The sequence below is a fragment of the Faecalicatena orotica genome (assembly GCF_003149245.1).
In the GTDB taxonomy this organism is placed as follows: Bacteria; Bacillota; Clostridia; order Lachnospirales; family Lachnospiraceae; genus Faecalicatena_A; species Faecalicatena_A orotica.
Window position 1 is genome coordinate 245132 of sequence record NZ_QGDL01000007.1, and the last position, 18461, is coordinate 263592.

Genomic DNA, 18461 nt, shown 5'->3' on the forward strand with positions numbered 1-18461 from the left:
GAGGAAATCTATGACTTCTATAAAAGCAATGCAGAATAACGCCGTAGATAAAGGACGGCTGCAGATCAATGTGACATCGGACATTACATCTTTTCCTGTATCGGGTGCTAGTATCACGATATCATATACAGGAGTGCCGGACAGTACACTAGAACAGCTGAGCACGGATGCATCGGGTCAGACAGAAGAAGTGGAACTGGCTACGCCGCCTCTTGAATACAGTCTGAATCCATCTATTGAAGAGATGCCATATGCCGAATACACATTTGATGTCAGCGCACCGGGATTTGAACCAGTCAGTATATCAGGCGCAGAGCTTCTGCCGGAAGTGAAGGCAATACAGAATGTAAGGCTGCGTCCGAGCGAACAGCAGCAAAATGAGGAAGTGTTCGTGATTCCCGCACATACCCTGTACGGAGAGTATCCGCCGAAGATAGCGGAGGAGGAGATCAAGCCGATCAATGAGACCGGGGAGATCGTGCTGAGCAGGGTCGTTGTGCCTGAATATATTGTTGTCCACGACGGATCTCCGAGAGACACCACGGCACAGAACTATTATGTAAAATATAAGGACTATATTAAAAATGTCGCATCCAGTGAGATCTACGCAACCTGGCCTGCCGACACCATACGGGCAAACGTGCTGGCTATTATGTCCTTTACATTGAACCGCGTATACACGGAGTGGTCACTCCGTATAAGGTCATTCAGGGTCATAGTAAGGTAGTAAAACAGCCAGAAATAAATACATCTAATGGTCTGGCTTCCTATATGCTCATGCACAGTTGCCGGAATCTGATTATCAATGAATTGATTATCAAGATATTAAGTAAATCTAAATATTCTATCGAATATAAATAAGAATACCCTCTAATTTCTCTTAAAAGGGTATTTTCTTTCAATTTTCACGTTGTGCAATTTTCACAAATATTTATGCGTTTCATGGCAATAAAATCCGTTTTTCAGTTCGTTTAAGCTGTAAAACGGATTATTTTTTGTGCAATATAGTGAAAACATTGAATTATCAGACAATATTTCAAATAGTCAGACTCGTTAACAGTAATGAAAGCAACACGAGCAGGGAGGTGACATGTTTGATTTACAGATGTAATTCACATAATATTATCTCAAATGTACGAGGACCACCGATACGAAATGTATAATCAGCAGACGTTTGAGTAGAACTTTTGAAAGGAGATAAGCAAAAAGAGCATGAAAATGTATACTACTCCTGACAAAGCTAGTCGTTGGGAAGATATTAACTTCAAAATGGCAGAGCAAAAGGTTAAAAAGCTGCAAAAGCGTATTGCTGTGGCTTTTGGGAACGATGATTTTGATAAAGTTGCATTGTTGCAGAATATGATAATACATTCGTTTTATGCTAAAGCCTTAGCGGTGAAAATAGTTACTTCTAATAGAGGCAGATACACTGCCGGAATTGATAATGTTGTATGGATTACTCCTGAGGAGAAATTTGATGCAATATACAATTTATCCCGTAGGGGTTATAAGGCTATGCCATTGAAACGGATATTCATACCGAAGTCCAATGGAGATATGCGACCTCTAAGTATACCTACGATGAAGGACAGAGCTATGCAGACTTTATATAAGTTTGTATTGGAACCAATCGCAGAGTTTACAGGTGATATGGATTCCTATGGCTTTCGTCTGAATCGTTCTGCTAAAGATGCAGTTGTAAGATATATTGATATACTATTGAACTTTCCATATCTTAAATGGGTTATGAAAACAGATATTAAATCATGTTTTGATAATATAAGCCATGAATGGGTGATGAAACATATCCCTATGGATAAAGAAATATTACTTAAATTTCTGAAATGTGGATATATGAGCCATTCGGTATATCATCCGACTGAAAAAGGAGTCCCGCAAGGTGGGAGTATATCTAATGTCATTTGTAATATGGTTCTTGATGGGTTGGAAATTTGCCTTGATGACCACTTTGGCAGTTCTCTATATATGATTCGATATGCTGATGATATTGTCATCGTTGCTGATAGCCAAAAAATTTTGGTACAATCGGTTGTCGCTGTGATTGAGCATTTCTTGTTGGAGCGTGGTTTACAACTCTCACAGGAGAAAACTATGGTTTCCCATGTGGAAAATGGAATCATTTTTCTCGGATTTGAGATATACCGAGAAAATAAAGTAGTAGTCTGTGTACCAGCAAGGAAAAGTGTAACTTCTCTAATGAGTAAAGTGGACTGTATTTTGTCTGCTGTATCAAAGGTATATTTTGATAAGATACCTGATGAAATACTGTGGAAGTTATGTAATTCCTTAAAATTGGTCATAAGGGGGTGGTTAAATTATTATGCAGATATAGTAACTACACAATCTCTTCGTGATGTAAAATATGAACTTGTTTCTCAAGTAAACAAATCAACAGGAGATAACCGCATTGCAGAATTTATAAAAAAACTTTTTAAAAAATAAAAGGGGGACATAATAATGTCAAAAATAATGAAAAAAAATAATGCAAGAGTCGAAGAAAGAGATTTCAGGGATTCCATCGAATTCTGGAGATACAAGGATGAAGTACTTGGTGATATTTTAGAAGCACAAAACTATTTTATGGAAGTGATACTAGCAATTGAAGAAGTTCCATCACTAAGGATATTTGAACATTCATTGGTCTCAGGGTATGATGAACTTATTAAAGCAATATATGATCTTTGCTCCCCTAAATAGAGATTTAACAGCCGTTAAAATCGAAAGCATTACGATTTCAACGGCTGTTTCTTGTAGTGTTTTTGATGTAAAGAATACGTAAGTTCCTTCTGGCTCAAATCACATTTCTTTCGGTATTCTTTTTACCAATTCAGGACTTATCATTCTTTGTTCCCATATGTTCACTACCTTTACACATAGTATTAGCGAGTATTAATATATATCTAATAATATTAGGTGTTGATTTCAGTTAGTAATTGTTTCATAGTAGATATCCCTTTCTCTTAGGCGTAATCTCCTTTTTAACCCTGTTATGCTATTACCTTGGTAATTCTCCACACAAGTAATGTTCTTTTCATCTAGGTTAGATGTCCTTTGTTCTACATGGTAATCTGACAGTTTCAGAATACTTACGCTGAACAAAATGAAAACAGTCTTAGAATGGCTCTGCATATATACAAGGTTTTTATAGGGATTTCTAGATTTTGATGGGTGTTTATCTATAAAACAATGTATAATTATCAACCTATATATTTCGTTTGTGAAAATCTACTATGATGATATTTTTTGTATTTCTTTTTCCTGATGATTTATCCGTACAAAGACTTTGCATTGTTCAATACAAATGTACTTCTGTTCTTCTGTTAAAGAACGAAAAATCCGCAGTAATTCACTTTCTTGATGTGTATTAGTTTTTTTCGTACAGTGATCTAACAGATAATCAATAGAAACATCGAAATACTCTGCTAATAGTTTTAAAGTAGAAAAATCTGGTTCACGTGTATTCTGAACGTAACTTCCCATTGTAGACGGAGCTATGTTTAAATATGTAGCCAATTCTTTTTGCGTCATATTCCGTTCTTCAATCAAAGTACGTAAGTTATTGCCAAAACTCATGTCATTTACCTCCTATCTCTCTCACATTTTAATTGATAGGTATTGTAATTTCCCTAGTAACTACTATACGAGTTGACAAACTACTATACGAGTTATAGAATATAATTAACATATCTTACTTTTTAAAAATCATACAAAAGAGAGGAAATCACAATGAGAGCATACATAGAGAATATTAGCAAAATAGTCGAACAAATGGATATTCAGTTACGAACAAATCTATTAATAAAGGATGGTCAGATTCAAGAGAAAAAATTGTGGGAAAATACGTATATTAAACACCAAAAAGATAGGCGAGATAGAAAAGAGGGATTTTCCATTAGCGACCACATCCGAGGGATGGTGTATGCAATGTTAAGTTCAGGGATTGCATGGGAACGGGTTGAAAATAGTATTGATATATTGACCGGAAAAATAGAAACAATAGATGAAATCTTTCATCAATATAATCCTCAGATACTATTGGAATGTTCTCCAGAAGAATTAAGTGATAAAGTAAAGCATCTTCACTGTGCAAGTCAGAGTACAAAAAAGCAAATGAACGGATTGATACATACAAACATTGAGAAGTTAATGCAGTTAGAAAAAGAATACGATAGTATTGACGGTTTTTATCAAAGATTTATTGATAAAGACAGTTCATACAAAACATTGATAAAAACACTTTCCGATTCCGACAGTGTGAATAAAATGGTAGAAATGGGAGAAGCCTTAAACGCTGAATATTTGCGTAATGTAGGTTATGACATGGCAAAACCTGACAGGCATATCCGAAGAATTTTAGGAAGTAATGTACTAGCTTGTTCAGAACATGAAATAGTTCCATTATTTCAAACCTTTGATATAGTCAAAGATATTGCAGATGAATTAGGAAAATCTGTGGCAGAGGTTGATTATATTCTATGGTCTTACTGCTCAAAAGGTTATGGGGAAGTATGTACAGTAATTAACCCCAAGTGTAGTATATGCGTTGCCAGACAGATTTGTAGAAAACATGTTGAAAAATAAAGGGGGATTATGATGGTTGAAAATAAATATTTATTATACTCTCATTACGGCATAAAAGAAAATGCTACCTGTTCAGAGATCATAGTAAGGGCTGCGAAAAAATCTTATCTGGAATTTTGCAGAAGGGTTTCATTCGAGAAAAATATATCTGTAGATGACAGACGAACGTTTGAGTTTGAAGTTGAGAAGTTACTGGCTAATATGATTCCAAGATTAATAGAAGAAATCGTAAATGAGGATGAAAATCAAGAGTTATTTGACAGAAAACATAATGAAATATGTGAAGCAATCATTAACATATATAGTGGAGTGGGTGGACAATCGTATGGAATAGCGCAAAGATGGCTGAATCTAACATTGATGAATTTAGTTGTTATTTCTTCTAATCTTGAAGCAGATTATCTACATATTAAGAATGCTAGAAAATATTTTCATGTTCCGGTAGAGCAATATTTGTTAGAAGCGGCTACAACCAGATATAAAAATAGATTTCAGCATGGCTTAAATCTGAAATATGCGCCGTTAAAACATGATAAGGCGTATAGTTATCAGATGGATTGGTTCTGTCCGGGGAAAACACAGCCATTTGAATATTGGGAATATCCAGAGTATATAGAATTTCAATATGCTGTAAGAAACAAATTGAAAGAAGTCCCCATAAATCAAAACTATTGTGATTCTCTGGATTGGGCTTTCAAGTCTTTTATAGAAGTGTCGCAAGCTTGAAATAAATAGGAGGTATGTGATATTGAGTGAATTAACTAAGGGAAGAAAAGAAGAGATAAAAAGTTTTATTGTTGAGAATAATGTCAGTACCTTGACAAAAGGTGACGTTGAAATTAATGCAAAAAATTTTCCAGACAAAATATTCAGAGACTATATAACCACAAACTTTGACAAAGATAATAACGGTGTTTTGACACAAGATGAAATCAATTCAATAACGGAATTTAATGTTAAAGATAATTACCAGATTACTAGTTTGGATGGAATCGAGTATTTTCCTGCTCTGACAACTTTAAAATGTGCCAGAACTAAAGTTGCACGATTGGATGTCAGCAGGAATACTTCTTTGGAATATTTAGATTGTTCAGAAACACAAATAGTAGAATTGGATATTAGGGAGAATATATCTTTAAAAGTGTTACGCTGTTTTCTAACCGGAATTAAAAAGTTAGATGTCAGCAGGAATACTTCTTTGGAATATTTAGGCTGTTTCTATACAGAAATTGCAGAGTTGGATATTAGCCGAAATATTTTTTTAAAATGTTTAGAATGTTCTAACACAGCAATTTCAGAACTGGACGTTAGCAAAAATACTATTTTGGAAAATTTAAACTGTGCTAATACAGAAATTACAGAGTTAGATGTCAGCAGAAATATATCTTTGAAAAATTTACACTGTGATGATACAAAAATCACAGAGCTAGATGTCAGTCAAAATACTTCTTTGAAATGGCTAGACTGTTCTCGGACACAAATTGCAGAGCTAGATGTCAGCAAAAATACTTCTTTGGAAGTCCTAAACTGTAGTGGTACAAAAATCATAGCATTGGATGTCAGCAGAAATATATCTTTGGTAGAGTTATACTGTCCAGAAACTGAAATTGCAGAGTTAAATATTCGTAGGAATAATTTTCTGGGATTTTTAAAATGTGGTGATACAAATATAACAGAATTGGATGTTAGCAAGAATACTTCTTTAAAACAGTTAGACTGTTCCTGGACACAAATTGCAGAGCTAGATGTCAGTAGAAATACTTCTTTAAAAAGGTTACAGTGTTCCAATACGAAAATTACAGAGTTAGATGTCAGCAGAAATATATCTTTGAAAAATTTATACTGTGATGATACAAAAATCACAGAGCTAGATGTCAGTCAAAATACTTCTTTGGAATGGCTAGACTGTTCCTGGACAGAAATTGCAGAGCTAGATATCAGCAAAAATACTTCTTTGGAATGTTTAGACTGTAATCATACAAAACTAAAAGAACTAGATAACAGTAGGAATACTTCTTTGGAATGTCTAGACTGTGGTGATACAAAAATCACAGAGCTAAATGTTAGCAAGAATACTTCTTTAAAACAGTTATATTGTTCCTGGACAGAAATTGCAGAGCTAGATATCAGCAAAAATACTTCTTTGGAATGTTTAAAATGTAATAATACAAAACTAAAAGAACTAGATGTCAGTAAGAGTACTTCTTTAAAACAGTTAGACTGTTCCGGTACACAATTAGTTATAAGGGAGTGTAAAAATGAAGAGTAATGTAAAAATGTTTTCCCCCTGTGTTGGAAACTGGTGGTATACGGACAATGGGCAGGTATGGGGAATATATTGTTCTTTGAATGACGCTGTATTAAATGGTTCATACCGTCAATTCAGCATGTCTGACAATCATATGACCCTGTGGAGAAAAGTTGTAGAAGATTATATAGAAAATGAGGAAGAACAAAAACATGTTTATGCTCTTGGATATGATGTATATGAACATGGAAGTGTTGTCTATGATCTAAGAACACAATGCTTTTATATTATTTGCAGTGAAACTATCTATAATAATCTGATAGCGAGAAAGGCAATAAAATCTGCATTTGGTCTCAATGGATGTAATATTGATTTTCAAAGAGTATCTCTCACATAACAAAAAGTAGTTATTATAGACTATTTGAATTTTGCAGATAATTCAACAAACATAATTATTACAAGAAATCTTTCTGCTATAAAAATAAACATCTCTTTTTGTTTATATTTCTTAAGAATCCAGAACAACCGTAATCATATCCGATTGCGGTTGTTTTTTATCCCCTATATATAAAAGAAACAGTTGACCCCTTTTCGTTTATATCTTATAATACGTAAACATTAACTAAAGATGAGGTGGTAAAATGATTTACGGTTATGCCAGATGTTCAACAAATGAGGAATTACAGGATATCCAACGACAGGTTAGGGAATTAAAACAATTAGGTGCTACAGAGGAAACTATATATTTGGAGTATGAAAGCGGAACAAAGACGAACCGGGCGGAACTCTTTAAGTTATTAAATGTAGTGAAACACGGTGATACTATTCTTACCACAGAGGTCAGTCGTATAACCCGTAGTACAAAACAACTTTGTGATATTATAGAACTTGCAAAAGATAAACAGATTAAATTAATTATAGGGAGTTTCGTAGTTGATTGCAGTAAGGAACTTGACCCCATGACAGAGGGAATGTTGAAAATGATGGGAGTATTTGCTGAACTTGAAAGGAATATGATAAGTCAGAGGGTGAAAAGCGGAATGGAAAATGCAAAATCTAAAGGAAAGATTATTGGCAGACCGGTTACTACTGTAGACAATATTCCAAGTGTTTTCTATAAGCATTACCCCAAATACAAAAAAGGTGAAATCAATAAAAAAGATTTCTCACGGCTATGTTCTCTTTCCTATCCTACGATTTACAAATATTTAAGCATGGTAGAGGATGTTTAAAGTGACGCTTGTTGAATTTAGAGGTTCTTTTGTGTATAATAGTAAAAAACAGATAGATTGGAAATGTTATGTGTTCAGAAAAAACAGGAATACGCAAGCAAGTTTTAGAAGAAATTATAGATTTAGCAAAGTTTTATGATCTTTCACGGGTTATATTGTTTGGCTCGAGAGCCAGAGGGGATTATCTGAAAAAAAGTGATATTGATTTAGCGGTAGAGGGGAAGAATATCGTGGACTTTGCATTGGATGTGGATGAGAAAACAGATACCTTGTTGCAATATGACATTGTAGATATGTCAAAAGCAGATGAAGAATTATTGAAAAATATCAGAAAGGATGGAATTACATTATATGAGAAAATTCGATAATTATTGTAGCAATTTGGCTGTTTTGGAGAAAGCATATAAAGAAGATATTCAGAATGAATTTATTGTTTCAGGTATTATAGATAAGTTTTCCGTTCAATTTGAACTTGGATGGAAAGTGTTGAAGGAATTAGTTCTATATGAAGGCAGTTCAATTGGAAAGACAGGCTCACCGAGAGATATTATTAAAGAAGCCTATCGCATATTTGATTTTATGGATGAAACTATTTGGCTTCATATGCTGAAAGACAGAAATGATACAAGCCATGTATATAATGGAAATATGGCAAAAGAACTGGCGGCAAGAATCCTGAAGGAATATATTCCGGTATTTGTGTCAATAAGGGAGAGCATACTAAGCAAATATAAGGATTATTTGTAAAATATATTTGGTGTTATATTACTCAGATTTAAGAATAACATATTTGATGATTATCAACAAAAAACCACTTTGAGATTCGTTTCAAAGTGGTTTTTTGTGCATTATGACGAAATACAAATTTTCAGGTCTTTTTTCTTCTAAATACAAACTTGTACGAATATAACAATGAATACAGTTATTAAGTAAAAAAAGGACGGTGTCATAATATGTTTGATAGTAGTTAATACACAACAGAATTTCAAAACCACAGAAAAAATTATAAGGACCATTTCAGATTGTCTTTCTCCTTGCGGTTCTCCGCAAAACTAAAGGCATCAACAATAATTTTTATTGGAGGTGCTCTATGAAAAGGAATCATTTCAAAAACTTATCTTTATTTCTCCCTTGGAAAGAACATATAATAACATCATATTACTTAAAGGGATTCCGCTTATCACATCATAAGGTATATAGCTGTGCGAGTTTGGAGGTGTGTTATGGATTCTAAAATAACAACTCTCCCCGGAAATCCAGACGAATACTCTGGCTCTGGTATAAATGAATGTGACAAGTCTGCTCGGAATATTTATGTAATAAGCAGTAAACCAACGGAGCAGGCAATGTCAGAATCAATCTATAAGAAGTTAGAAGCAGAAAGAGAGGGATTCAAGGTTATTATTGAATTTCCCGATAATTCGGATGATGAAGCAGTTATACATGAAGAGATTAAACAGATTTTATCAAATCTTCTTCAAGAACAAATGATGAAAATTTCATAACTTATCATAGAGCAGAGGATTTTCCTCTGCTCTATTCAAAAATCATTTAAGAAAGGGTGTAAAAATCATGAAAAAACAACAGGAGAAAAAGGTAGTACGAATATTATTACGTGTAAGTTCAGACCAACAGTTAGAAGCCGATGGTGACTTAGGTATTCAACGAGAGATTGTTATAGAAGATATAAGGCAACATTCTGACTGGATATTGGATTCCAAGGAATATTTTGAGGGAAGTAACAGTGGATATAAAAATTCTATCACTGACAGAGATGTCCTGCAAGAAGCATTAAGAGATGCTGAAAATGGGGAATATGATATATTGGCTGCCTATAAAGATGACCGGCTTGGAAGAAGAATGTTTGAAGTACCTGTCTATATCATGTCGTTAAAAAATTTTGGAGTTGATGTCTATACAGTCAAGGATAAAATGATTACCCCTCAAAACCCAAATGATGTTACAGAACTAATGATGTTGACCATGCGCTATGGGATGGCTCAAAAAAGTAGTTCTGATACTGGTCTCAGGGTAAGAGATACTGCACAGAAATTGGTTCAGCAAGGGAGATTTTTAGGTGGGAAGGCCCCTTATGGTTATAGATTTGAACTTTCCGATATTATAACCAAACGTCAGCGGATGATAAATCAACTTGTTATAGTTCCTGAACAAGCTGAGGTAGTGAAATACATTTATAACCTATCTTTTCACAAAGAGTTTGGTTCTGGAAAAATTGCAAGTACACTGAATGAAGATGATAGATATAGAGCAATGGCGCCAAACGACGTATGGAAAAGTGGAACAATCACCAGTATACTCACAAATCCAATTTATGCAGGTTATCCCACATATAACAGGCGTCAATCTTTAAATGGGAAACATCGCAGTTTAAATAGAGAAGATTGGACCTATTCGGAAATACAAATCGAAGAATATATTATTATAGAACAGGAATTATGGGAAAAGGTTCAAATCAAGAGGACTGAGAGAGCTAAAAAGTATGTCAAAAATCCAAAGAACGAAGGAGCTACTGTAATTTCAAGAAATGACGGAATGCTGGCTCTGATTGATGTAGCTTATTGTGGTTATTGCGGACGTAAAATGACAAATGGAACAAAATATGACTACTGGACAATTAAAGCTACAGGAGAAAGAAGAACATCCAAGAAGGCTATTTATAAGTGTCAGAATGTATGGCAGGGGGTTCCCCATGAACCTTGGAAACAGATTCGGGCAGATAAGGTTGAACCGATTGTGTTTGGAGCCCTTGCAGAATATATTGGCAAGTTACAGGAAAATGAAAATGTATTTGAACAGATTATGGACAACCAAAATAAAGAAAAGAAACAGCAGGAAAGAAAGCTATTGCAGGAGAAGCAGAAGCTTGATACTATTAAAAAGAATATTGATATAATGGAAGATAAAATTCCAGAAGCTATGACAGGTACTTATATCCTATCTCTTGAGGATTTAGTACATAACATAGAAAAACAAAAGCAGAATGAACAGAAACAGGCAGAAATTGTAGAACAGATAGAAACGGAATTACAAAATACTACGGTATCCATTGATGATTGGGAAACCCTCCGAAGTAAAATTCCTACATGGCAGGAAATATTTTTAAGTGCGGATACACCTACAAAGCGTGTTCTTGTTAATAAACTGATTGAGCGTATAGATATGACAGAGGATGAGGTGGTTATCCGGTTTAAAATCAACCTTGATAACTTCCTAACACAATCCCGAATGACCGATAACGAATCGGTACAGGAACAAAGGATACGATTTTACAATTACATCCTCTACTGCATTCGACCACAAATGGATACCGGAAAGAAACGTATTTGATACGATTTCCGTGATTGTAGATGAGTTATTTGCCGACTATCTGTCCCGCCCAAATGTAAGACAGCCGATTCTGACACAGTACTGTGACGGCCGGAGGGTAAGTTGTCCAAACTGGATGACACAATGGGGTTCAAAAGCCCTTGGTGACCAGGGGTATACCCCGATCGAAATTCTCAGATACTATTACGGGGACGACATGTACATCAACACCGCCCAGGAGATATCCGGAATCCCGTCATCATGGCCGGGATATACCCTTGAGATAGGATCCAGTGGCGATAAAGTAAGACAAATGCAGGAACAGTTAAATGTCATAGCAGGGGCATACCCCGCAATTCCGAAAATAGAGGCCGACGGAATATACGGCCCGGCTACGGCAGCATCCGTAGAAGTATTTCAGTCCGTATTCGGATTACCACAGACAGGAACAGTTGATTACCGGACATGGTACAAAATATCCGAGATATACGTTGGAGTATCAAGAATAGCAGAATTAGTGTAAAAGAGTGTTATGGCTTCTTAAACACAACTAAGAAAAAACCTGGAAACGGAACATTTTCAAATCATCCGTTTTCAGGTTTTTTAAATTACACGGCCTGAACATGCGGGAGCGTACTACTCACCGCCAGGCCCCTCCCTTGGCGGCACTTCATCAGGAATGATATTCTTCAGACCATTCTTCCCGGGCAGGTCAATCTCCGGAATATTATCATCATCGTATACATTCGCTTCTGTAGCCTTGGAGGGCAGTTTGATTTCTCTCATAATCATTCACCTTACCTTTTTCATATATTGTGTACAAAAGCAGTGTGAATATGTATAAAAGGGTGAAAAAGTAAAACGATAGTCCTATTTTGCCAAAGAATAAAGCTGCAGAAAATTCTCTCGTTCACTCTTATTCATCCTGACAAATTCTGTGAAATCTACATCTACATAATACATGGGCTGTTCACAGCAAAGAGCGTGCGATTTATTATTGGTATAGTGGTATTTCTTGCATTTTATACAATAAAATACATGCATCATTGGTATCACCCCCTCACAGTATAATAACATAAAAATAACAGAGAGGAAATTAAAAAGTTGTTAAGAAAGGTGGATAATTGACACATTATAGAGAATAAAAAGTGGAAAAATAATAAAAAACTACAAATGGGTACACCACTGAAAGCGTTCTGGTACACCACAAAACTCAATTAGGGACGTAGTAAACTTGAACTTTATTACGTCCTGAACTATAATGATTGCAGGCAGCGTTTTGTTGCGGTGAAGGCGGGGGTCCGGGAAGGGGTAAATATATGGCGAGAAGAAGGAAGAGAAGGAAATGGCCGGTGTTTCTGGCCATATTGATGGTAGTTTGTATTTTTGCGGGCTTGGGGGGAGTTGTAAAGAGGCTTCTCCCGGACATTTTTGCATCTACGGGGGAAGTGATCCAGACGGTCAGGGAGAAGGCATCCGGGACGGCGGGGGTGCCTTTTGAGGCGGTCAGTGTCCAGGAAGAGGATGTTTCAGGCGGGTATTATTACCGGCAGTTGAATGAGGAGGAACAGGCGCTGTATAAAGAGCTGTACCAGGGGCTGATGGATACTTCGGATGTGATATATATGCACACCCCGGATATGGAGGCAGTCAAGACGGTCAGCCGGTACATCCTGTGTGATATGCCCCAGCTGTTCTGGTGCAGCGGGGAGATGCAGATGACAGGTTACGAGGCGTATTCCGAGGTCCGGCCGGTCTATACTTATACGGGCGGGGAAAAGGACCAGAAGCAGGCGGAAATAGATTTGGCCGTGCAGGAATGTTTTACGGGGATCAGCGGGGACATGTCTGAATATGATAAGATCAAATATGTTTTCGAGTATCTCGTGAACACGGTGGATTATAATCTGGATGCTCCGGATAACCAGACGATTTACAGCTCACTGGCAGGCAAATCGTCTGTCTGCGCCGGGTATTCCCGGGGGGCCCAGTACCTGCTTAATAGGCTTGGCATAGAATGTATTTATGTAACAGGAAATATCCCAGGTCAGGGCGCACATGCATGGAATATCGTGAATTGCGGCGGGCAATACTATCAAATGGATGTTACTTTCGGAGACCCTGTTTTTATCGAGGCTGAGGGTGGCAAAGCGCCCCCGGAGCAGAGCATCAATTATGATTATCTGTGCTGCAGCGATGCGGAGATCATGAAGAACCATACGGCGGATACTTTTGTCACATATCCCCAGTGCAATTCGATGGATTTAAATTATTACAGACTGAACGGCATGTATTATGAAACATTTGACCCGGACCAGCTCCTTTTGGACATGAATAATTCTATCTATAATATGGAGAGTTCTTTTACCTGTAAGTTTGCCAGCGACAGTCTCTATGAGGAGGCCCATGACATGGTTCTGGATGACCTGGTGAAGAGGGCCGTGCAGAATCTGCTGGATTATTACGGGCTGGTGTCTGTGCAGTATACGTATATCGAGGATGCGGTAATGGACAAAATAACAATTTACTGGAATTATGAATAGCACGCAGGAACAGCATGGAAATAATCCACGTAAAAAAAATGTTGAAATATGATTTGAATTGTAGTATAATCTTTACAATTTGAGCACATGGGCGCTCTGGACACAAGAAGACTCCACGAGTGCCTTTGTTTTGTAAAATATGAAGGGAATAGGTGAACATATGAAAGCGTTTCTGATATTAGAAGACGGAACCGTGTTTACAGGAATAAGCATAGGTTCGAAGAGAGAGATGATTAGTGAAATCGTGTTTAATACCTCTATGACTGGGTATTTGGAAGTACTGACCGACCCTTCTTACGCGGGACAGGCAGTCGTCATGACCTATCCGCTGATTGGGAATTACGGGATTACGCCCGACATGGAATCTAAAAAAGCATGGCCGGATGGTTATATTGTAAGAGAATTATCCCGTGTGCCGAGCAACTTCCGCTGTGAAGGTACGATACAGGATTTTCTTGAGAAGCAGGACATTCCGGGAATTGCAGATGTAGATACCCGTGCACTCACCAAGATACTGAGAGAAAAGGGTACCATGAATGGGATGATCACGACGAATGAGAATTATGACCTGGAAGAGATCCTTCCGAGATTGAAGGCCTACAAGGTAGGGGATGTTGTTTCCAAAGTGACATGTTCTGAGAAATATGTTCTCGAAGGAAACGGGAAAAAAGTTGCTCTCCTTGATTTAGGCGCAAAGAATAACATTGCCAGCTCTTTAAATAAACGTGGTTGCGAAGTGACTGTTTATCCGGCCCGCACAACTGCTGAAGAAATCATTTCAGCTAATCCTGACGGTATTATGCTTTCGAATGGTCCCGGAGACCCTGCCGACTGCATTTCTATTATCGAAGAAATCAAGAAATTATACAATACAGATATTCCTGTTTTTGCTATTTGTCTGGGACATCAGCTGATGGCTCTTGCTACGGGTGCGTCCACACATAAGCTGAAGTATGGACACAGGGGAGGAAACCACCCGGTGAAAGACCTGAAGACAAACCGCGTGTATATTTCATCCCAGAACCACGGATATGTCGTGGATACAGACAGTGTGGATGAGAATGTGGCCGTGCCGGCATTCACCAATGTAAATGACGGGACAAATGAAGGCCTGGAATATCTGGGAAAGAATATCTTTACCGTACAGTTCCATCCGGAGGCATGCCCGGGACCGCAGGATTCAGGGTACCTTTTTGACAGATTCATAGAAATGATGGGAGGAACGAAATAATGCCAAGAGATAAAAGTATAAAGAAAGTATTAGTCATCGGTTCCGGTCCGATTATTATCGGACAGGCGGCAGAATTTGATTACGCCGGAACACAGGCGTGCCGTTCCCTGAAAGAAGAGGGAATCGAGGTTGTTCTTCTGAACTCCAACCCGGCTACCATCATGACGGATAAGGACATCGCGGACCGTGTATATATCGAACCGCTTACCGTAGAAGTTGTGGAACAGCTGATTAAAAAAGAAAAGCCTGACAGCGTGCTCCCGACACTCGGGGGACAGGCAGGCCTGAACCTTGCTATGGAGCTGGATGAGGCAGGATTTTTTAAAGAAAATAATGTACGCCTGATCGGAACAACATCAGAGACGATCAAGAAGGCCGAAGACCGTCTGGAATTCAAAGCGACAATGGAGAAGATCGGCGAGCCTGTTGCAGCCTCTCTGGTCGTGGAAAATGTCGAGGACGGCCTTGCATTTGCAAATGAGATCGGCTATCCGGTCGTACTGCGTCCTGCCTATACATTAGGAGGAAGCGGCGGCGGTATCGCAGACAACTCTGAACAGCTGGTAGAGATCCTTTCAAACGGACTCCGCCTCTCACGCGTGGGACAGGTTCTGGTAGAGCGCTGCATCGCCGGCTGGAAGGAAATCGAGTATGAAGTGATGCGTGATTCCAATGGAAACTGCATTACCGTTTGTAATATGGAAAATATTGACCCGGTCGGCGTACACACAGGGGACAGTATCGTTGTGGCTCCGTCCCAGACACTGGGGGATAAAGAGTACCAGATGCTGCGTACGTCCGCACTGAACATCATCAGTGAGCTGAATATCACCGGTGGGTGTAACGTACAGTATGCACTTCACCCGGAGAGTTTCGAATACTGTGTTATCGAGGTAAACCCCCGTGTAAGCCGTTCCTCCGCACTGGCATCCAAGGCGACAGGTTATCCGATTGCGAAAGTAGCGGCAAAGATTGCACTGGGATACACGCTGGATGAAATCAAAAACGCGATTACCGGAAAGACATACGCAAGCTTTGAGCCAATGCTGGATTACTGTGTTGTCAAGATCCCGAGGCTTCCATTCGATAAATTTATCAGTGCCAAGAGGACACTGACCACACAGATGAAAGCGACAGGGGAAGTCATGAGTATCTGTGACAACTTCGAGGGCGCATTGATGAAGGCTATCCGATCACTGGAACAGCATGTGGACAGCCTGATGTCATATGATTTCACAGGTCTGAGTGTGGATGGATTGACAGAGGAGCTTGCGATTGTGGATGATATGCGAATCTGGAGAATCGCGGAGGCACTGCGCCGTGGCATCAGCTATGAGACCATTCACGCTATCACGAAGATTGATAACTGGTTTATTGATAAATTAGCCATCCTTGTGGAAATGGAACAGGCCCTGAAAACGCAGGAGCTTACTCCGGAGCTTTTAAAACAGGCGAAGAAGATCGAATTCCCGGACAATGTGATTGCACAACTGACAGGAAAAACAGAGACGCAGATACACAACATGCGCCATGAAAACGGAATCGTGGCTGCTTATAAGATGGTAGACACCTGTGCGGCAGAATTCGCGGCAGCGACACCTTATTACTATTCCGTATATGGAAGAGAGAATGAGGTAGAAGAGACAAGGGACAGGAAGAAGGTGCTTGTACTTGGTTCAGGCCCGATCCGCATCGGCCAGGGAATCGAGTTCGATTTCTGTTCCGTTCACTGTACATGGGCATTTTCGAAAGAAGGTTATGAGACGATCATCGTAAATAATAATCCGGAGACCGTGAGCACTGATTTCGATATCGCTGATAAGCTGTACTTTGAGCCATTGACACCGGAAGATGTCAAGAGCATTGTGGATCTGGAAAAACCGGACGGCGCGGTAGTGCAGTTCGGCGGGCAGACAGCGATCAAGCTGACAGAGAGCCTGATGAAGATGGGCGTTCCGATCCTCGGGACCTCTGCCGAAAATGTAGACAAGGCAGAGGACAGGGAGCTGTTCGATGAGATTCTGGAAGAGTGTCAGATCCCGCGTCCGACAGGCGGAACCGTATATACAGCTGAGGAGGCAAAGGAAGTTGCAAACAGGCTGGGCTATCCGGTACTGGTAAGGCCGTCCTACGTACTTGGCGGTCAGGGAATGCAGATTGCCATCAATGACCATGATATTGATGAATTTATTGGAATCATTAACAGAATTGCACAGGATCATCCGATCCTCGTAGATAAATACCTGCAGGGCAAAGAGATCGAAGTAGATGCCGTATGCGATGGCGAAGACATCCTGATTCCGGGAATCATGGAACACATCGAGCGTGCAGGAATCCATTCCGGTGACAGCATTTCCGTGTATCCGGCACAGAGCTTAAGCAGTGCGGCAAAAGAAAAAATCGCCGAATACACAAGAAGGCTTGCAAAGTCCCTCCACGTGGTCGGACTGATCAACATCCAGTTCATCGTATGCGGGGAAGAGGATGTATACGTGATCGAAGTAAACCCACGTTCCAGCCGTACTGTGCCTTACATCAGCAAGGTGACGGGAATCCCGATCGTACCCCTTGCGACGAAGGTGATTATCGGAAGTAAGATCAGGGATCTGGGATATACACCGGGACTTCAGAGGGAAGCAGATTATGTGGCGGTCAAGATGCCTGTATTCTCCTTTGAGAAGATCCGCGGTGCAGACATCAGTCTCGGACCGGAGATGAAATCAACGGGAGAATGCTTAGGTATCGCAAAGACGTTCGACGAAGCACTATATAAGGCATTCTTAGGAGCAGGAATTAACCTGCCAAAATACAAGAACATGATCATGACCGTGCGTGATGAAGACAAGCCAGAGGCTGTGGAGATCGGACGCAGATTCGAAAAGATCGGGTACCGTATTTTTGCTACGAAGAGTACTGCCAAAGCTTTGAATGAGGGCGGAGTCAAGGCGATTCCGGTCCGCAAGATCGAACAGGAATCCCCGAACCTGCTTGATTTGATCTTAGGACATGAGATCGATCTTGTCATCGACACACCGGCACAGGGCGCGGAACATTCAAGAGACGGATTCGTGATCCGCAGAAATGCAATCGAGACAGGTGTAAATGTACTGACTGCAATGGATACGGCAAGGGCACTGATTACAAGTCTGGAGAATACAGATATCCAAAAACTGACCCTGATTGATATTGCTACCGTACAATAATAAGCAAAAAGATCATGAAGCTGACAGATAAAAAGAAGACCGGATTCAGACAATAACGTCTGATTCCGGCCTTTC

Annotated in this window: 17 protein-coding genes and 2 pseudogenes; 16 read left to right on the forward strand and 3 right to left on the reverse strand. The window is 39.1% G+C overall.

From position 1 onward, the window contains the following. Positions 1 to 10 precede the first annotated feature (10 nt). The 3 genes and pseudogenes from A8806_RS12895 to A8806_RS12905 all read left to right on the forward strand — a co-directional run. Positions 11 to 688 (forward strand): annotated as a pseudogene (locus A8806_RS12895) (carboxypeptidase-like regulatory domain-containing protein); the annotation flags it as partial. Positions 689 to 1212: 524 nt separating this feature from the next. Further along, positions 1213 to 2463 carry a reverse transcriptase domain-containing protein gene (locus A8806_RS12900; protein WP_109731609.1) on the forward strand — a complete coding sequence of 417 codons (1251 nt, stop codon included), beginning with the start codon at positions 1213 to 1215 and terminating at the stop codon, positions 2461 to 2463. A gap of 15 nt (positions 2464 to 2478) precedes the next feature. Continuing rightward, on the forward strand, positions 2479 to 2718 hold the full coding sequence (locus tag A8806_RS12905; protein WP_109731610.1) for a hypothetical protein: 240 nt from the start codon (positions 2479 to 2481) through the stop codon (positions 2716 to 2718). A gap of 531 nt (positions 2719 to 3249) precedes the next feature. On the opposite strand, the gene A8806_RS12910 is transcribed toward A8806_RS12905, so the two are convergent. Continuing rightward, complete coding sequence (locus A8806_RS12910; protein ID WP_109731611.1) at positions 3250 to 3594, reverse strand: helix-turn-helix domain-containing protein; 345 nt, start codon at positions 3592 to 3594, stop codon at positions 3250 to 3252. Positions 3595 to 3747: 153 nt separating this feature from the next. Here A8806_RS12910 and A8806_RS12915 point away from each other — a divergent pair, with 153 nt between their 5' ends. From A8806_RS12915 to A8806_RS12960, 10 genes and pseudogenes are all read left to right on the forward strand, one after another. After that, entirely contained in the window at positions 3748 to 4602 is an 855-nt protein-coding gene (locus tag A8806_RS12915; protein ID WP_109731612.1) for a hypothetical protein, read from the forward strand. A 9-nt stretch (positions 4603 to 4611) separates the two neighbouring features. After that, complete coding sequence (locus tag A8806_RS12920; protein ID WP_146203286.1) at positions 4612 to 5328, forward strand: hypothetical protein; 717 nt, start codon at positions 4612 to 4614, stop codon at positions 5326 to 5328. Between the two features lie 22 nt (positions 5329 to 5350). Then, positions 5351 to 6871 (forward strand): leucine-rich repeat domain-containing protein, encoded by a 1521-nt coding sequence (locus A8806_RS12925; RefSeq protein WP_109731614.1) that lies wholly within the window; start codon positions 5351 to 5353, stop codon positions 6869 to 6871. After that, positions 6861 to 7247, forward strand: a complete 387-nt coding sequence (locus tag A8806_RS12930; RefSeq protein ID WP_109731615.1) for a hypothetical protein — start codon at positions 6861 to 6863, stop codon at positions 7245 to 7247. The genes A8806_RS12925 and A8806_RS12930 overlap by 11 nt, the downstream gene beginning before the upstream one ends. A 244-nt stretch (positions 7248 to 7491) precedes the next feature. Continuing rightward, positions 7492 to 8082 (forward strand): recombinase family protein, encoded by a 591-nt coding sequence (locus tag A8806_RS12935; protein WP_109731616.1) that lies wholly within the window; start codon positions 7492 to 7494, stop codon positions 8080 to 8082. 68 nt (positions 8083 to 8150) lie between these two features. Next, a complete protein-coding gene (locus tag A8806_RS12940; protein WP_109731617.1) occupies positions 8151 to 8450 on the forward strand; it encodes a nucleotidyltransferase family protein in 300 nt (99 codons plus the stop codon). Further along, the gene (locus tag A8806_RS12945; protein ID WP_109731618.1) at positions 8434 to 8829 is read left to right on the forward strand and encodes an HI0074 family nucleotidyltransferase substrate-binding subunit; all 396 of its coding nucleotides are present in this window, start codon (positions 8434 to 8436) and stop codon (positions 8827 to 8829) included. Before A8806_RS12940 ends, A8806_RS12945 begins: the two co-directional genes overlap by 17 nt. 476 nt (positions 8830 to 9305) lie before the next feature. After that, positions 9306 to 9587, forward strand: a complete 282-nt coding sequence (locus A8806_RS12950) for a hypothetical protein (RefSeq protein WP_109731619.1) — start codon at positions 9306 to 9308, stop codon at positions 9585 to 9587. A 67-nt stretch (positions 9588 to 9654) separates the two neighbouring features. Then, complete coding sequence (locus A8806_RS12955; protein WP_109731620.1) at positions 9655 to 11430, forward strand: recombinase family protein; 1776 nt, start codon at positions 9655 to 9657, stop codon at positions 11428 to 11430. Further along, positions 11339 to 11932 (forward strand): annotated as a pseudogene (locus tag A8806_RS12960) (peptidoglycan-binding domain-containing protein); the annotation flags it as partial. The gene A8806_RS12955 and the pseudogene A8806_RS12960, both read left to right, overlap by 92 nt. A 113-nt stretch (positions 11933 to 12045) precedes the next feature. Here A8806_RS12960 and A8806_RS26215 read toward each other — a convergent pair. Both A8806_RS26215 and A8806_RS26220 read right to left on the reverse strand, forming a co-directional pair. Beyond that, positions 12046 to 12195: a hypothetical protein gene (locus tag A8806_RS26215; RefSeq protein ID WP_181368702.1), complete on the reverse strand. Its 150-nt coding sequence runs from the start codon at positions 12193 to 12195 to the stop codon at positions 12046 to 12048. A gap of 84 nt (positions 12196 to 12279) precedes the next feature. Further along, positions 12280 to 12456: a hypothetical protein gene (locus A8806_RS26220; RefSeq protein ID WP_181368703.1), complete on the reverse strand. Its 177-nt coding sequence runs from the start codon at positions 12454 to 12456 to the stop codon at positions 12280 to 12282. A gap of 272 nt (positions 12457 to 12728) precedes the next feature. On the opposite strand from A8806_RS26220, the gene A8806_RS12965 reads away from it, so the two are divergent. The 3 genes from A8806_RS12965 (at position 12729) to carB (ending at position 18386) form a co-directional block, all read left to right on the forward strand. Then, positions 12729 to 13952: a transglutaminase domain-containing protein gene (locus A8806_RS12965; protein ID WP_109731622.1), complete on the forward strand. Its 1224-nt coding sequence runs from the start codon at positions 12729 to 12731 to the stop codon at positions 13950 to 13952. Positions 13953 to 14112: 160 nt separating this feature from the next. Next, complete coding sequence (locus A8806_RS12970) at positions 14113 to 15183, forward strand: carbamoyl phosphate synthase small subunit (RefSeq protein ID WP_109731675.1); 1071 nt, start codon at positions 14113 to 14115, stop codon at positions 15181 to 15183. Beyond that, a complete protein-coding gene (gene carB / locus A8806_RS12975; RefSeq protein WP_109731623.1) occupies positions 15183 to 18386 on the forward strand; it encodes a carbamoyl-phosphate synthase large subunit in 3204 nt (1067 codons plus the stop codon). The genes A8806_RS12970 and carB overlap by 1 nt, the downstream gene beginning before the upstream one ends. Positions 18387 to 18461: the final 75 nt, after the last annotated feature.

Coding starts and splice junctions, on each gene's coding strand:
- A8806_RS12900 (WP_109731609.1), top strand. CDS start 1,213: ATGAAAATGTATACTACTCCTGACAAAGCTAGTCGTTGGGAAGATATT.
- A8806_RS12905 (WP_109731610.1), top strand. CDS start 2,479: ATGTCAAAAATAATGAAAAAAAATAATGCAAGAGTCGAAGAAAGAGAT.
- A8806_RS12910 (WP_109731611.1), bottom strand. CDS start 3,594: ATGAGTTTTGGCAATAACTTACGTACTTTGATTGAAGAACGGAATATG.
- A8806_RS12915 (WP_109731612.1), top strand. CDS start 3,748: ATGAGAGCATACATAGAGAATATTAGCAAAATAGTCGAACAAATGGAT.
- A8806_RS12920 (WP_146203286.1), top strand. CDS start 4,612: ATGATGGTTGAAAATAAATATTTATTATACTCTCATTACGGCATAAAA.
- A8806_RS12930 (WP_109731615.1), top strand. CDS start 6,861: ATGAAGAGTAATGTAAAAATGTTTTCCCCCTGTGTTGGAAACTGGTGG.
- A8806_RS12935 (WP_109731616.1), top strand. CDS start 7,492: ATGATTTACGGTTATGCCAGATGTTCAACAAATGAGGAATTACAGGAT.
- A8806_RS12940 (WP_109731617.1), top strand. CDS start 8,151: ATGTGTTCAGAAAAAACAGGAATACGCAAGCAAGTTTTAGAAGAAATT.
- A8806_RS12945 (WP_109731618.1), top strand. CDS start 8,434: ATGAGAAAATTCGATAATTATTGTAGCAATTTGGCTGTTTTGGAGAAA.
- A8806_RS12950 (WP_109731619.1), top strand. CDS start 9,306: ATGGATTCTAAAATAACAACTCTCCCCGGAAATCCAGACGAATACTCT.
- A8806_RS12955 (WP_109731620.1), top strand. CDS start 9,655: ATGAAAAAACAACAGGAGAAAAAGGTAGTACGAATATTATTACGTGTA.
- A8806_RS26215 (WP_181368702.1), bottom strand. CDS start 12,195: ATGAGAGAAATCAAACTGCCCTCCAAGGCTACAGAAGCGAATGTATAC.
- A8806_RS26220 (WP_181368703.1), bottom strand. CDS start 12,456: ATGATGCATGTATTTTATTGTATAAAATGCAAGAAATACCACTATACC.
- A8806_RS12965 (WP_109731622.1), top strand. CDS start 12,729: ATGGCGAGAAGAAGGAAGAGAAGGAAATGGCCGGTGTTTCTGGCCATA.
- A8806_RS12970 (WP_109731675.1), top strand. CDS start 14,113: ATGAAAGCGTTTCTGATATTAGAAGACGGAACCGTGTTTACAGGAATA.
- carB (WP_109731623.1), top strand. CDS start 15,183: ATGCCAAGAGATAAAAGTATAAAGAAAGTATTAGTCATCGGTTCCGGT.